11 protein-coding genes are annotated in these 14,649 nt (G+C 68.9%); 7 read left to right on the top strand and 4 right to left on the bottom strand.

The genetic code is table 11. From position 1 onward, the window contains the following. Nucleotides 1-81: 81 nt before the first annotated feature. Both glmS and FZN60_RS16420 read left to right on the top strand, forming a co-directional pair. Nucleotides 82-1,908: a glutamine--fructose-6-phosphate transaminase (isomerizing) gene (gene glmS, locus FZN60_RS16425; RefSeq protein ID WP_158874579.1), complete on the top strand. Its 1,827-nt coding sequence runs from the start codon at nt 82-84 to the stop codon at nt 1,906-1,908. A gap of 100 nt (nt 1,909-2,008) precedes the next feature. Next, the gene (locus FZN60_RS16420; protein ID WP_158874578.1) at nt 2,009-2,824 is read left to right on the top strand and encodes a hypothetical protein; all 816 of its coding nucleotides are present in this window, start codon (nt 2,009-2,011) and stop codon (nt 2,822-2,824) included. Nucleotides 2,825-2,846: 22 nt separating this feature from the next. On the opposite strand, the gene recG is transcribed toward FZN60_RS16420, so the two are convergent. Beyond that, entirely contained in the window at nt 2,847-4,952 is a 2,106-nt protein-coding gene (gene recG, locus FZN60_RS16415; protein ID WP_158874577.1) for an ATP-dependent DNA helicase RecG, read from the bottom strand. A gap of 99 nt (nt 4,953-5,051) precedes the next feature. On the opposite strand from recG, the gene FZN60_RS16410 reads away from it, so the two are divergent. The 3 genes from FZN60_RS16410 to FZN60_RS16400 all read left to right on the top strand — a co-directional run bounded on the left by FZN60_RS16410 (nt 5,052) and on the right by FZN60_RS16400 (nt 9,105). Then, nucleotides 5,052-5,342, top strand: a complete 291-nt coding sequence (locus FZN60_RS16410) for an FAD assembly factor SdhE (RefSeq protein ID WP_158874576.1) — start codon at nt 5,052-5,054, stop codon at nt 5,340-5,342. Continuing rightward, entirely contained in the window at nt 5,339-8,848 is a 3,510-nt protein-coding gene (gene mfd / locus FZN60_RS16405; protein WP_158874575.1) for a transcription-repair coupling factor, read from the top strand. The genes FZN60_RS16410 and mfd overlap by 4 nt, the downstream gene beginning before the upstream one ends. Before the next feature lie 74 nt (nt 8,849-8,922). Continuing rightward, on the top strand, nt 8,923-9,105 hold the full coding sequence (locus FZN60_RS16400) for a hypothetical protein (protein ID WP_158874574.1): 183 nt from the start codon (nt 8,923-8,925) through the stop codon (nt 9,103-9,105). Nucleotides 9,106-9,114: 9 nt separating this feature from the next. Here the strand turns inward: FZN60_RS16400 and FZN60_RS16395 are convergent, their stop codons facing one another. Beyond that, nucleotides 9,115-10,971 (bottom strand): extracellular solute-binding protein, encoded by a 1,857-nt coding sequence (locus FZN60_RS16395; RefSeq protein ID WP_246726871.1) that lies wholly within the window; start codon nt 10,969-10,971, stop codon nt 9,115-9,117. Between the two features lie 223 nt (nt 10,972-11,194). Here FZN60_RS16395 and FZN60_RS16390 point away from each other — a divergent pair, with 223 nt between their 5' ends. Next, nucleotides 11,195-11,857, top strand: coding sequence for an invasion associated locus B family protein (locus FZN60_RS16390; RefSeq protein WP_422570295.1), 663 nt, complete (start codon nt 11,195-11,197; stop codon nt 11,855-11,857). A gap of 85 nt (nt 11,858-11,942) precedes the next feature. On the opposite strand, the gene hspQ is transcribed toward FZN60_RS16390, so the two are convergent. Then, nucleotides 11,943-12,266 (bottom strand): heat shock protein HspQ, encoded by a 324-nt coding sequence (gene hspQ, locus FZN60_RS16385; protein WP_158874573.1) that lies wholly within the window; start codon nt 12,264-12,266, stop codon nt 11,943-11,945. Nucleotides 12,267-12,411: 145 nt separating this feature from the next. Here hspQ and FZN60_RS16380 point away from each other — a divergent pair, with 145 nt between their 5' ends. After that, entirely contained in the window at nt 12,412-13,380 is a 969-nt protein-coding gene (locus FZN60_RS16380) for an AEC family transporter (protein ID WP_158874572.1), read from the top strand. Here the strand turns inward: FZN60_RS16380 and FZN60_RS16375 are convergent. Beyond that, nucleotides 13,354-14,565, bottom strand: coding sequence for a UbiH/UbiF family hydroxylase (locus FZN60_RS16375; RefSeq protein ID WP_158874571.1), 1,212 nt, complete (start codon nt 14,563-14,565; stop codon nt 13,354-13,356). The two genes, FZN60_RS16380 and FZN60_RS16375, sit on opposite strands and share 27 nt — an antisense overlap. Nucleotides 14,566-14,649 lie beyond the last annotated feature (84 nt).

Below are 14,649 nucleotides of genomic sequence, written 5' to 3'. Positions count from 1 at the left end.
CGGGAGCGGCGCGCCAAGGCTAGAAGTGTTCGGCTGCGCGGGCAGGGCGGCGCTACCCGATCGAAGAAGGAAATCACCGGCATGTGCGGCATCATCGGAATCATCTCGTCGGAACCGGTGGCCCCGCGCCTCGTGGACGCGCTGAAGCGCCTCGAATATCGCGGCTACGATTCCGCCGGCGTCGCGACGGTGGACGGCGGCCGGCTCGCCCGGCGCCGCGCCGAGGGCAAGCTGATCAACCTGGAGAAGGTGCTGGCCGCCGACCCGTTGCCCGGCACGGTCGGCATCGGCCACACGCGCTGGGCGACGCACGGCGTGCCCAACGAGACCAACGCCCATCCTCACTTCGTCGACGGCGTCGCCGTGGTCCATAACGGCATCATCGAGAACTTCGCCGAGCTGAAGGCCGCTCTCGTCGCCGACGGCTCCGAGTTTGCCAGCCAGACGGATACGGAGGTCGTGGCGCACCTTCTCGCCAAGCACCGCCGCGCGGGACTGCCGGCGCGGGACGCCATGCGCGCCATGCTCGGCGAGGTGCGCGGCGCCTACGCGCTGGCGGTGATCTTCGAGGACGATCCAGAGACGATCCTCGCCGCCCGCAACGGGCCGCCGCTGGCGGTGGGCGAGGGCACGGGCGAGATGTTCCTCGGCTCGGACGCGATCGCGCTCTCGCCCTTCACCGATTCCGTCCGCTACCTAGAGGACGGCGACTGGGCCGTCCTCTCGCGCGGCTCGGCGACGATCTTCGACGCGAAGGGCGAGGAGGTCGCGCGCCCTCTGCGGCGTTCGGTCGGCAAGGCCTTCTACGTCGACAAGGGCAACCACCGCCACTTCATGCAGAAGGAGATCTACGAGCAGCCGGAGGTGATCGGCCACACCCTCGGCGCCTACGTCGATCTCACCACCGGCCGCTCGCGCGTGCCGGTCGGGCAGGACCTCTCCTTCTCGAACGTGCGCCGCATCGCGATCTCGGCCTGCGGCACCGGCTTCTATGCCGGGCTCATGGGCCGCTACTTCTTCGAGCGTTACGCCCGCATTGCCTGCGATCTCGATGTCGCCTCCGAGTTCCGTTACCGCGAGAGCCCGCTGGACGACGTCGATCTCGCGCTCTTCGTTTCGCAGTCCGGCGAGACGGCGGACACGCTGGCCTCGCTGCGCTACGCCAAGGAACAGGGGTTGGCGACGGCGGCGGTGGTCAACGTCCAGGAGTCGACGATCGCGCGCGAGAGCCGCTACGTGCTGCCGACGCTCGCCGGCCCGGAGATCGGGGTCGCATCCACCAAGGCCTTCACCTGCCAGCTGACGGCGCTGGCGGCGCTCTCGGTGCGCGCCGGCGTCGAGCGCGGCGTTCTCGACGGGGCGGCCGAGCTGGAGCTGACGCGGGCGCTCGCCGAGGCGCCGCGGCTCGTCAACGAGGCGCTGAAGCTGGAGGACGCCGTCGAGAAGCTGGCGCGCGACATGGCGACCCACCGCCACGCGCTCTTCCTCGGCCGCGGCTTCTCCTTCCCGATCGCGCTGGAAGGCGCGCTGAAGCTGAAGGAGCTGAGCTACATCCACGCGGAGGGATACGCCGCCGGCGAGCTGAAGCATGGGCCGATCGCCCTGATCGACGAAACCATGCCGGTCGTCGTCATCGCGCCCCACGACCGCGTATTCGAGAAGACGGTGTCCAACATGCAGGAGGTCGCCGCCCGCGGCGGCAAGATCGTGCTGGTGACGGACGCGAGCGGCGCGGCGGCCAAGGCCGTCGGCGCGCATTCGACGATCGTTCTGCCGGACATGCCGGAGATCGTCGCGCCGATCGCCTATGCCGTGATCCTGCAGATGCTGGCCTACCACACGGCCGTGCAGATGGGCACGGACGTGGACCAGCCGCGGAACCTCGCCAAGTCGGTGACGGTGGAGTAGCGGGCTGGCGCCATCCATCGAGGGTCGTTCATCGGGAGGATGGAAGCTGCCGTCTCGACGCGAACTCCGCGGCAGCATCGCCTTCTTCGGCGGCGCAGCCTTGCTGCTCCTGGGTTTCCTGCGGCCTTTCGACGGTTTGGAATGGATCGCCTTGGCGGCCTGCCTCGCCTTCGTTGCCGCGGGAAGTTTCGCCATCCTGCGCTACGACGCGCTTGCCGAACGTCGTGAGGCGGCCATCCCCGTTGCGCGACCGCTCCCGGTGAAAGCCGTATTGGTGGAGGACGAGCCCACCCGGGTCGATCGGGCCGCTCTTAGAAGAGCCGATCTGCGGAAGCCGAGCGAGGAGGAGCGACAGCTTCTCCGAACCACCATCGACGCCTTCGAAGAGGTCGGCGCGCTGATCCCGGGCGAGGTCGATGCCGAAACGCTCTGGCGTGCCGCGCAGCACATCGATCCGGGACCGGAGGCCGACGTCTACATGGCGTTGACCGCCTTCTCGGCGCTGGAGGATATCGGCCGGCCGAAGAGCCGTCGCCTGACCTTCGTGCCGGTCGGCACCGAATACGACGCGGCGCTGATCACCGGCCTAACGGCCGAAATCCTGGTCTCGCTCGGCCACGAGGTGGATGAGGCGGACGTGTTCGTCGAGCTGCCGGGCGGCGGCTCGGAAGGCGCCTCCGCGGTCGAATTTCCAATCGACGGCAGGCGGCAGCGGGTGCCCTTCCATTACCACTGGAAACTGCATCCGCCGGAACTTTTCGAGGCGCTGGCCGGCTTCACCCGCGAGGATGATCCGAGGGCGCTCGTCTGCGCCGATTCCGACTATCAGCAGCTCCTCTACGCAGCCATACGCCCCGGCGCCCTTGCCCGACTGAACCAGCGGTTCCCGATCGAAGACCTCTTCGGCGCGCCGTGAACAATCCCGCCGTCGGATAGCGTCAGCCGGCCCGCAGCAGCCGCACCGCCTCGTCGCGGCCGAAGAGGTAGAGCAGCGTCTTCAGCGCCTCGCCTCGCCCGCCTTTCAGGTCCGGGTCGCGGTGGACGATCAGGCGCGCGTCGTCGCGGGCGATCGCGAGAAGCTCGCCGTGCTGCGACAGGTCGGCGATGCGGAAGGCGGGCAGGCCGGACTGCTTGGTGCCGAGGAGGTCGCCTTCGCCGCGCAGGCGCAGGTCCTCTTCCGCGATGCGGAAGCCGTCCTCGCTCTCGCGCATCACGGCGATCCGCGCCTTGGCCGTTTCGCCGAGCGGCGCCTTGTAGAGGAGGACGCAGGAGGAGGGCTTGCTCCCCCGCCCGACGCGGCCGCGAAGCTGGTGGAGCTGGGACAGGCCGAAGCGCTCGGCGTGCTCGATGACGATGATCGTCGCGTCCGGCACGTCGACGCCGACCTCGATCACGGTGGTGGCGACGATGACGCGGGTGACGCCCGCCTTGAAGTCGGCCATGGCGGCGTCCTTCTCCTCGCCGCTCATCCGGCCGTGGACGAGCCCGACGCGGGCCTCGCCGAAGAACTGGCGCAGCACCCGCGCGCGCTCGTCGGCGGCCATGAGGTCGCTCTTCTCCGATTCCTCGACCAGCGGCACGACCCAGTAGACGCGCTCGCCCTTGTCGATCGCCGCGCCGATGCGCTGCACGATCTCGGGCAGGCGGTCGAGCGAGGCGGCGACCGTGGTGATCGGCTTGCGCCCGGCAGGCTTGCCCATCAGGCGCGACACGTCCATGTCGCCGAAGGCGGCGAGGACGAGGGTTCGCGGGATCGGCGTCGCGGTCATCACCAGGAGGTCGGGCGCCTGGCCCTTCTTCTGCAGAGCCATGCGCTGCTGGACGCCGAAGCGGTGCTGCTCGTCGACCACGACGAGGCCGAGATCGTGATAGGCGACGTCCTCCTGGAAGAGGGCGTGGGTGCCGACGACGATGTCCGTCTCGCCGTTCGCGATGGCCGCCAGCTTGGCGGCGCGGGCGCGGCCGTTGTCGCGGCCGGTGAGGAGCGTCAGGCGCAGGCCCGCCGCCTCGCAGAGCTTCGACAGGCCGTCCGCGTGCTGGCGGGCGAGGATCTCGGTCGGCGCCAGGAGGCAGGACTGCGCGCCGGCCTCGGCCGCGATGCACATGGCAAAGAGCGCGACGACCGTCTTACCGGCGCCGACGTCGCCCTGAAGAAGCCGCAGCATGCGGTCCGGCGAGGCCATGTCGCCGGCGATCTCGGCGAGGACCTGGGTCTGGCCTTCGGTCAGCGTGTAGGGCAGGGCCGCACGCAGCAGCTTTTCCTTCTCGCCCGTGCCGACGAGGACGCGGCCCTTGGCCTTCTTCATCCGCTGGCGGGCAAGCGCCAGGGCGAGCTGCGCGGCGAGCAGCTCGTCATAGGCGAGGCGCTGGCGGGGCAGAGCCTCGGGCAGGAGGTCCTTGCCGTCCTGCGGATCGTGGGCGGCTCGCAGCGCCGCGTCGAAGCTCGGGAAACCGTGGCGGGAAGCGAGCGCCGAGTCCATCCAGTCCGGCAGGACCGGCAGGCGCTCCAGCGCGCCGGCGATGGCGCGGCGCAGAACCTTGCCGGAGAGGCCCGCCGTCATCGGATAGACCGGCTCGACCAGCGCCTTGCCGTCCGTCTCGTCGGCGCGCGAAACGAAGTCGGGGTGCACCATCGAAGGCCGGCCGTTGAACCATTCGACGCGGCCAGAGACGATCATCGTCTCGCCGATGGGAAGCAGGTCCTCCAGCCAGCGGGGCTGCGCGCGGAAATAGGTGAGGGCGATCTCGCCGGTCTCGTCCTGGCCGAAGACGCGATAGGGCTGGCTGGTGCCTCGCGGATTGGGCTGGTGGCGGTCGATGCGCAGCGTCAGCGTGACCGGCACGCCCTCGGGCGCGGTCGCGACCTCGCCGCGGCGGCGCCGGTCGATGAGGCCGCTCGGCAAGTGGAAGAGGAGATCGCGCACGCGCACAGCCTCGTCCGGCGCGCGCACGAGCAGCGACTGCATGAGCCGGGCGAGCTTCGGACCCACCCCGTCGAGGGAGGTCACCGGCGCGAAGATCGAATCGAGAACGGACGGGCGCATCGGCTCCTGTCTGTAGCGACCCGAAACCCCTCGGGAAAGCCGCTGACAGGCGGAAACAGCACCTATATATGGACGGAATCCACGAGACAGGTTTCCGGCATGACTGGCACGCAGCGCTCATCGAGCGACCTCGACGTTCGCCGACGCAAGGCGCTGTTCCGCTCCTGGCACAGGGGCATCCGCGAGATGGACCTCGTTCTCGGCCGCTTCGCGGACGCCGAGATCGACAAGCTCACCGACGCGGAGATGGACGTCTACGAGGTGCTGATGGAAGTGCCCGACCGCGACCTCTTCAAGTGGATGACCGGCGAGGCCGAAACGCCCGCCAACTACGACACGCCGCTGTTCCGGCGGATCTGCGCCTTCCACGGCGCGAGCGAGCAGACATGAGCCTGACCGAACCGTTGAAGAAGGCGCTGGAGCGCGGCGCCGGGCTGTCGATCGGCAACGTCCTCGACGGCTACGAGCCCTTCCTGATCGCCGAGATCGCGCGCCTGCGCGGCGGCAAGAAGCCCGTCGTCTTCGTCATGCGCGACGGCAACGGCATCGCCGACCTCGAGGACGCGCTGCGATTCGTCGCGCCCGAACTTCCCGTCCTGACGCTGCCGGCCTGGGACTGCCTGCCCTACGACCGCGTCGGCCCGTCCTCTGAGGTCGCGGCGCGGCGCCTGGCCGCCATGAGCGCCCTCGTCGCGCTGAAGAAGGAGCCGCACCGGGCGGTCGTGCTGACCACCGCCAACGCCATGCTCCAGCGCATGCCGCCAGCCTCGATGCTGGCGGAGGAGTCGATCTCGGCGCGCGCGGGCAACCGCATCGCCATGGACGACATCGTGCGCGTGCTCGGCCGCGGCGGTTTCGAGCGCGTCGCGACGGTGCGCGAGCGCGGCGAGTTCGCCGTGCGCGGCGGCATCCTCGACCTCTGGGCGCCGGGCGAAGCCGAGCCCGTGCGCCTCGACTTCTTCGGCGACACGCTGGAATCGATCCGCTCCTTCGATCCCGCGAGCCAGCGCACGATCGCGCAGAAGAAGAGCTTCGACCTCGCGCCGGTGTCCGAGATCGCGATCCGCGACGAGACGATCAGCCGCTTCCGCCAGAACTATCTGCGCCGCTTCGGTGCTGCGCAGCGCAACGATGCTCTCTATGCAGCGATCTCGGAGGGGCGCCGCTTCTCCGGGATGGAGCACTGGCTGCCACTGTTCTACGAGACGACCGACACGCTGTTCGACTACGTCGAGGGCATGCCCGTCGTCCTCGACCATCTCGTCGCCGAGGCGGTGGGCGAGCGGCGCAAGACCGTCGTCGACCATTTCGAGGCCCGCACCCGCGCGCCGAAGGAGGCCTCGGGCGACGCGGTGCCCTACAATCCGGTCGAGCCGGACGACCTCTACCTGTCCGAAGGCGACCTCGCGGCCTGGCTCGCCATCGTCGATCCGATCCGCCTGTCCGCCTATGGCATCACCGATGCCGGCGGGCGCGACACCTTCAACCTCGACGTCGAACGCGGCCGCAACTTCGCGGCCGAGCGCGCGACGAGCGACGCCAACGTCTTCAACGCGGCGGTGTATCACATCGGCCGCCTTCGCGCGAGCGGCAAGCGCGTCATCCTCGCGGCCTGGACGGAGGGCTCGCGCGAGCGCCTCGCCGAAGTCGTCAAGGAGCACGGGCTCGAAGGGCTGAAGCCGGTCGAGAACCTGAAGCAGGCGAACGAGACGCCCAAGAACCTCGTCGCGACCGCCGTTCTCGGCATCGAGGCGGGCTTCGAGACGGATCGGCTGGCGGTCGTCGCCGAGCAGGACATCCTCGGCGACCGGCTGGTGCGGCGCGGGCGGCGCAAGCGCAAGGGCTCGGACTTCATCTCGGAGGTTTCGGGCCTCGACGAAGGCGACATCGTCGTCCACGTCGACCACGGCATCGGGCGCTTCGTGGGCCTGCGCACCATCGAGGCGGCGGGGGCGCCGCACGACTGCCTGGAGCTGCACTACGCCAACGACAACCGGCTGTTCCTGCCGGTCGAGAACATCGAACTCCTGTCGCGCTACGGCGGCGAGGGCTCGGAGGCGGTGCTCGACAAGCTCGGCGGCGGTGCCTGGCAGGCGCGCAAGGCCAAGCTGAAGAAGCGGCTGCTCGACATGGCCGGCGGGCTCATCCGCATCGCCGCCGAGCGGCAGATGCGCCCCGCACCGCGCCTCGTGCCGCCGGAAGGGCTCTGGGGCGAGTTCGCCGCGCGCTTCCCTTACGAGGAAACCGAGGACCAGCAGAACGCCATCGACGCCGTCGCCGACGACCTCGGCATGGGCCGGCCGATGGACCGGCTGGTCTGCGGCGACGTCGGCTTCGGCAAGACGGAGGTCGCGCTGCGCGCCGCCTTCATCGCGGCGATGAACGGGTTGCAGGTCGCCGTGGTCGTTCCGACGACGTTGCTCGCGCGCCAGCACTTCAAGACCTTCGCCGAGCGCTTCCGCGGCCTGCCGCTCAACGTCGCGCAGGCCTCGCGGCTGGTGACGACGAAGGAGTTGGCCGAAACGAAGAAGGGCCTGACGGCCGGACAGGTCGACATCGTGGTCGGCACCCACGCGCTGCTCGGCAAGGGCGTGACCTTCAAGAACCTCGGCCTCCTGATCATCGACGAAGAGCAGCACTTCGGCGTGAAGCACAAGGAGCGGCTGAAGGAGCTGAAGTCGGATGTCCACGTCCTGACGCTCTCGGCAACGCCGATCCCGCGCACGCTCCAGCTGGCGCTGACTGGCGTTCGCGAGCTGTCGCTCATCACCACGCCGCCTGTGGATCGCATGGCGGTGCGCACCTTCGTCACGCCCTTCGACCCGCTGGTGGTGCGCGAGACGCTCCTGCGCGAGCGCTATCGCGGCGGGCAGAGCTTCTACGTCGCACCGCGCCTCGCGGATCTCGCGGGCATTCGCGAGTTCCTGGAGACGCACGTGCCCGAGCTGAAGGTCGCCGTCGCCCACGGGCAGATGGCGGCGGGCGAGCTCGACGACATCATGAACGCCTTCTACGAGGGGCAGTATGACGTGCTGCTTTCGACGACGATCGTGGAGTCGGGTCTCGACATCCCCTCGGCCAACACGATGATCGTCCACCGCGCCGACATGTTCGGCCTCGCGCAGCTCTACCAGCTGCGCGGACGCGTCGGACGCTCGAAGCTGCGCGCCTACGCGCTGATGACCATCCCCGCCAACAAGACGCCGACCAAGGGCGCCGACCGGCGGCTGAAGGTGCTTCAGTCGCTCGACACGCTCGGCGCTGGCTTCCAGCTGGCGAGCCACGACCTCGACCAGCGCGGCGCGGGCAATCTCCTCGGCGACGAGCAGTCCGGCCACATCAAGGAAGTCGGCTTCGAACTCTACCAGCAGATGCTGGAGGAGGCGGTGGCCGAAATGAAGGGCGAGGCGGTGGAAACGGACGGCCACTGGTCGCCGCAGATCACGCTCGGCACGGCCGTCATGATCCCGGAAAGCTACATCCCGGACCTGCAGCTGCGCATGGGCCTCTACCGGCGCTTGGCGGAGCTGGAGAATGCCCGCGAGATCGACGCCTTCGGCGCCGAGCTGATCGACCGCTTCGGACCGATGCCGACGGAGGTCGAGCATCTCCTGAAGGTGGTCTTCATCAAGTCGCTGTGCCGCAAGGCGAACATCGAGAAGCTGGACGCCGGCCCGAAGGGCATCGTCATCCAGTTCCGTGAGAAGAACTTCGCCGACCCGGCGGCGCTCGTGCGCTTCATCTCGGAGCAGGGCTCCAGCGCCAAGATCCGGCCCGACCAGTCGATCGTCCTCGTGCGCGACTGGGCAACCCCGGAGAAGCGGCTCAACGGTTCGGCGGCGGTGGCGACGCAACTCGCCCGCTTCGTCGACGAGATGCAGAAGAAGGCTGCCTGAGGCGGCGCGGCGTCACAATTCGGAAACGATGGCAGGCTTACCTGCCGTCGCGCCGTAACGCCGAGGAGCCGACCATGCACAACGCCGTCTTCTCCATCCTGTTCGCGCTCGTGACGACCTGCGTCACGGCGCTGGCATCCTCCAGCCTGCCGTCGAAGGCGGCGGAGGACGAGCAGCCGGGAATGGTCCAGCCCGCCGACTCCGACGACGCGGAGAAGAGCGGCCCGGAGTCCGAGCTTCCGTTCAGGGCGGACTGATCGGCGCGATCAGGGCGCGTCCGGCTCGCGCCAGAAGGACGGCAGGTGGTAGCCGTTGAGCGGCGTCCTGTCGGGGTGGCGGATGAAGCTCCAGCGGGCGAGCCATTGTTCGCCGACGTAGAAGAGCGGCACGACGTAGGCTTCGGTGATCAGGACGCGGTCATAGGCGCGCACCGCGGCGACGAAGTCCTCCTTCGTCCGCGCCGCCGTCATCGCGTCGATGAGGGCATCGACGGCGGGATTGGCGACGCCGGCATAGTTGAACGAGCCGGACGCCGTTGCCGCCGCGGAGCCCCAGCGGCCGCGCTGCTCGGCGCCGGGCGAGAGCGTCGGGTTGAAGGCCGAGATGAGCACGTCGTAGTCGAAGCTCGTCTTGCGAAGCTGGTACTGCGCATCGTCGACGAGGCGGATGGAGGCGGCGATGCCGACGCGGGCAAGGGTGCGCTGATAGCCCAGCGCGATGCGCTGCTGGTCGGCGTTCTGGACGAGGATCTCGAAGGCGAAGGGACGGCCGTCCGGACCCACGAGCCGCGCACCGTGGAAGGCGTAGCCGGCCTCCTTGAGCATGTCGACCGCATCCTTCATCAGCTTGCGGTCGGCGCCCGAGGCGTCGCTCGCCGGCGGTCGCCAGGAGCCGTCCATCACCTCGGGAGCCACGGCATCGGGAAAGCGTGCGAGAAGAGCCTTCTCCCGCTCGTCCGCGGGCCGGCCGACGCTGGAGAGTTCCGAATCGGCGAAGTAGCCCTCGATCCGGCGGTAAGCGCCGTAATAAAGGTTCTTGTTGGCCCAATCGAAGTCGTAGAGGAGGCCGAGCGCCGTACGCACGCGGCGGTCCTGGAACAAGGGACGGCGCGTGTTGAAGAAGAAGCCGTAGACGCCGGCCGGGCGGCCCGTCTCGAATTCCTCCTTGACGACGCGGCCGTCGCGCACGGCCGGGAAGTCGTAGGCCGAGCGCCAGTGCTCCGGGCTGCCGTCGGCGTAGACGAAGAACAAGCCCTTCTGGAAGCCCTCGAACTGGGCATTCTGGTTGCGGAAATATTCGACGACGATCTCGTCGTAATTGTCGAGGCCGCGCTTGATGGGCAAGTTCCGGCCCCAATAGTCCGGGTTCTTGCGGTAGACGATGCGCTGGCCGGGCACGACGCGGTCGATCACGTAGGGGCCGGAGCCGATCACGGGCTTCAACGTCGTCTGGCCGAAGGTCGCACGGTCGAAGCCGTGCTCGGGCAGCACCGGCAGTCCGGCCAGGAGAAGTGGCAACTCGCGGTCGGCCTTCTCGTTGAAGGTGAAGCGCACGCCCCGCTCGCCGACCTTCTCGATCTTCGCGACCTTGGAGAGCCAGTTGGTGTATTGCGGCCGCACGAGGCCGACCTGGGACAGCATCTCGGTCGTGAAGAGAACGTCCTCGACCCGGACCGGCTTGCCGTCCGAGAAGCGGGCGGCCGGATTGAGCGTGAACTCGACGAAGGTGCGCTCCTCGTCGGTCTCGACGCTCTCGGCGACGAGCCCGTAGAGCGTGAAGGGCTCGTCGGGCGAGCGCCACATCAAGGGCTCGAAGACGAGGTTGCCGAATTCGGGATCGAACCAGATGCCGCGCGCCGTGGTCAGGGCGCCGCGCACGATCACCGGGTTGAGGTTGTCGAAGGTGCCGTAGACGCCGTAGCGCATCGTGCCGCCCTTCGGCGCGTCCGGGTTGACGAAGGGCAGGTGGTCGAAGCCGGGCGCCAGGGCAGGCTCGCCCTGCATGGCGATGCCGTGCATCGGGGCTGCGAGCGCCGGCGGGGCGTTTCCAAGCGCCAGCATCGCCGCGGCCACCGCGCCGAGGAGCCTGGAAGCCGGAAATGCGTCACGCCAAACCAACGCCATGGGTCATCGTCGTCCTGTGCTCGGGATGCGGCGAGGATCGCCGGAGACTATGTTTTTTCTACGGGGTAGAGGCTGGACCGGGCCTTGGGCAAGCCCTAATGCGGGCCTTCAAAGGGCCTCAATTTCGAAAGACTGCGGACCTAGCGGGCCGCGTCGGACGGGTCCGACACCCTTCGCCGAACCTCGCTGACACAAGGATGGCACAGCTGTGACGCTCTCCCAGATCCTCCCGCGCTCCGCGCGCATCGCCGTGGCCGGTCTCGCCGCCCTGGTCTCCCTCGGCACCGTCGCGATGGCGCAACAGGCACCCGCCGCGCCGGCCGCCCCGGCCGCGGGTGGTGCCAAGGGCGTGCTACCGACAGAATGGTTCAAGGTCTGCTCGCCGCAGGGCGAGAACAACATCTGCAACACCCAGTACACGGTGATTGCCGAGACCCGGCAGCTCGTCACGGCCGTGAACCTCATCGCCGTCACCGGCAAGGTGAACCAGAAGGTGATCCAGGCCGTCGTTCCGACCGGCCGCGTGATCCCGGCCGGCGTTCAGCTGAAGATCGACGGCAACGCCCCGCAGGCACTGAACTACTCCGTCTGCTTCCCCGACCGCTGCATCGCCGAAGCCGAGCTGACCGACGCCATGATCGCCTCGATGAAGCGCGGCAAGGAGCTGCAGGTGACCTCGGTCAACTTCCAGCGCCAGCCGAACCCGGTGAAGGTGACGCTGAGCGGCTTCACGCAGGCCTTCGACGGGCCGGCCCAGGACGCCTCGGCGCTCGCGCAGAGCCAGGAGCAGCTCAACTCGGCTCTCCAGGCCCAGGCCGAGGCGCGCCGCCAGAAGTTCGAGGAAGCGCAGAACGCCGCCAAGGCGAACGCCGGCACCGCTCAGTAACAGCGGGCGATCCGTTTCGAGACGAACGAACGGCGGCACCTCGGGGCCGCCGTTTCGTTTTGAACATGCGCCCGCTGGTCCGCCGTCAGTTGCGGTGGGCGATCTTCAGCTTGTAGACGCCGTTCTGCGGCCCGTCGAAGACTTCGGCGATCTGGGGATGACGCACGGGCTTGCCGCTGTCGTCCGGCAGAAGGTTCTGCTCCGACACATAGGCGATGTATTCGCTCTCGGCGTTCTCCGCGAAGAGATGGTAGAACGGCTGGTCCTTGCGCGGCCGGATCTCCTCGGGGATCGCCTGGTACCATTCCTCGGTGTTGTCGAACTCGGGATCGACGTCGAAGATCACGCCGCGGAAGGGGAAGATCCGGTGCTTCACGATCTGGCCGATAAAGAATCGGGCGGTTTGCATCAGGCGGCAGGCTCCGTTATGGCACCGTTGTTATTCCGTCACGATCCCGACACGCAAGCGCAATGCCAAGGCTGGCAGCCATCGTCCTGCTGCCGCTCGCGCGCATAGCTGCGGACCCAGCCGACGCCAGGAGGCGACACCGCCGATGATGGGCGTCTTCGGGCTCATCGCTCCCTTCTTCGCGCTCATCGGCCTCGGCTTTCTCGCCTCGCGCCTCCATCCGCAGCCGCCGGCCGCCACCGTCTGGCTGAGCCTCTTCGTCGTCTACATCGCGCTTCCCGCGCTGTTCGTTCAGCTTTTGATGAAGACGCCGGTGGAGGAGCTCGCGCATCCCGCCTTCGTCGGCGCGACGACGCTCGCGACCTTCCTGATGTTCCTCGCCGGCTACGTCCTGCGCCGCCGCCGCGGCCGCGTCGGAACGGCCGAGGCGACGATCGACGGCCTCGCTTCCGCTTACGGCAACATCGGCTACATGGGGCCGGGCCTCGCGATCGCCGCCTTCGGGCCGGGCGCCGCGGTGCCGGTCGCCCTCGTCTTCTGCTTCGACAACACGCTGCACTTCGCGCTCGCGCCGCTGATGATGGCGCTGTCGGGCGAGCGGCGGGAGAGCCCGGTGCGACTCGCGCTGACGGTGCTGAAACGCATCCTCGGCCACCCCTTCATCATCGCGACCATCGTCGGCCTGAGCCTCGCCGTCCTGAGGGTCGAACTGCCCGAGCCGGTCTCGCGGCTCGTCGCGATCCTGGCCGGCGCGGCGGCACCCTGCGCGCTCTTCCTGATGGGCATCACCCTTCAGTCACGGGCGACGAGCCGCGGCGCCCGGGCCGGTCTCGGCGCGATCATGGTCGCGAAGCTGGCGGTCCATCCGCTGCTCGCCTGGCTTCTTCTCGGACTCGTCGGCGACTTCGATCCGGTATGGGTGAAGAGCGCCGTGCTTCTCGCCAGCCTGCCGACCGCGACGAACGTCTTCGTCATCGCGCAGCAATACGGCGTCGAACAGGAGCGCGCCTCCGCCGCCGTGCTCGTCACGACGGTCGCCTCCGTGGCGAGCGTCGCGGGTGTCCTGATTCTTCTGACCTCAGGTGTCCTACCCGTCGATCCCTTCCCGAACTGACCGGGGAATGCCGGTGAAACCCGCGCCCGGCGAGATGCCCTCGCGCATGGCGAAATGGCGCAGAAAGCCGACGTTGCGGAGCGCTCCGAGGCCGACGCTGCGGGCGGCCTGAACGGGCAGGAAGTCGGCGAGAAGCGAGCGGTTGAGCAGATCGACGCCGCTCGACCGGCTCGACACGTCGCCGACCCGGCCTTGAGCGTAGCGCCTCAGGACGGAGGCGCTGCCGGGATCGTCGCGGCCGTTGCGCACGGCCGACACGAGCGCCTCCACGTCGCGCAGACCGAGATTGAGCCCCTGCGCCCCGATCGGCGGAAAGGCATGCGCCGCTTCGCCGACGAGCGCCAGGCGCGGGCCCGACATCGCCGCGGCGGACAGCCCGGACAAAGGAAAGCGCTGGATCGGCTCCTCGACGGTGACGGCTCCGAGAATCGAGTGGAGCTTCTGCTCGACGACCGCGCCGAGGCGCTCCGGCTTCAGGTCGGCGTAGAGGTCCGCCCGGTCGGGCGCCTCGACCCAGACCAGCGACGATCGCGAGCCGGGCAACGGAACCTGCGTGAAGGGGCCGCTGCGGGTGTGGAACTCGTTCGAGACGCCATCGTGCGCCCGAGCATGCTCGAAGTTGAAGACGAGCGCGGTCTGTGGATAGCGCCATTCGCGAGCTGCGATGCCGGCCTTTTCGCGGGCGATCGAGCGACGACCGTCGGCGCCGACGACGAGCTGCGCTCGCCACGTTCCCGCCTCGCCGAGATCGAGCACCGCGTGATCGTCCTCGAAGCGGATTTCCTCGACGCGCGCTTCGACGGTCGTGAGGTGCGAGGAGAGCGCTGCGGCCCGCCCGGCGAGAGCCGCGGCGAGGTCGGTGTTGAGGATGTTGTAGCCGAAGGCCGAGACGCCGATCTCGCTCGCCCGGAACTCGACGGTCGGCGCCTTCAGGAGACGTCCCGTGTCGTCGATGAGCCGCATGGAGCGCAGCGCCTCGGCATGCGGACGCGCCGCCTCGAAGACGCCGATCGCCGACAGGAAGGCCACGGATCGTCCGATGAGCGCGGTCGAGCGCCGGTCGGTCTCGGGCGGGGCGGGCGCGGCGAGAAGGGTGTCGAAGCCCTCGGCCGCGAAAGCGATCGCCGCGGCCGCACCTGCGAGACCGCCGCCGACCACCGCCACCTCGCAACGCCTCGACGCCATAACACTGCTCCCGACTTGGTTTCGCGCGCATGAACCGCACCTGATCGAGCGCGTTCCGCTTGGAATCGGCAGATACGCCCGATA

Origin of the sequence: Antarcticirhabdus aurantiaca (assembly GCF_009765365.1) — a bacterium.
GTDB classification, from domain to species: domain Bacteria; phylum Pseudomonadota; class Alphaproteobacteria; order Rhizobiales; family Rhizobiaceae; genus Antarcticirhabdus; species Antarcticirhabdus aurantiaca.
This window is presented reverse-complemented; position numbering and strand designations above follow the sequence as displayed.

Bases quoted from the DNA above. Each gene is read 5' to 3' on its own strand.
- glmS (WP_158874579.1), top strand. From the start codon at position 82: ATGTGCGGCATCATCGGAATCATCTCGTCGGAACCGGTGGCCCCGCGC.
- recG (WP_158874577.1), bottom strand. From the start codon at position 4,952: ATGCGCCCGTCCGTTCTCGATTCGATCTTCGCGCCGGTGACCTCCCTC.
- FZN60_RS16410 (WP_158874576.1), top strand. From the start codon at position 5,052: ATGACTGGCACGCAGCGCTCATCGAGCGACCTCGACGTTCGCCGACGC.
- mfd (WP_158874575.1), top strand. From the start codon at position 5,339: ATGAGCCTGACCGAACCGTTGAAGAAGGCGCTGGAGCGCGGCGCCGGG.
- FZN60_RS16400 (WP_158874574.1), top strand. From the start codon at position 8,923: ATGCACAACGCCGTCTTCTCCATCCTGTTCGCGCTCGTGACGACCTGC.
- FZN60_RS16395 (WP_246726871.1), bottom strand. From the start codon at position 10,971: ATGGCGTTGGTTTGGCGTGACGCATTTCCGGCTTCCAGGCTCCTCGGC.
- hspQ (WP_158874573.1), bottom strand. From the start codon at position 12,266: ATGCAAACCGCCCGATTCTTTATCGGCCAGATCGTGAAGCACCGGATC.
- FZN60_RS16380 (WP_158874572.1), top strand. From the start codon at position 12,412: ATGATGGGCGTCTTCGGGCTCATCGCTCCCTTCTTCGCGCTCATCGGC.
- FZN60_RS16375 (WP_158874571.1), bottom strand. From the start codon at position 14,565: ATGGCGTCGAGGCGTTGCGAGGTGGCGGTGGTCGGCGGCGGTCTCGCA.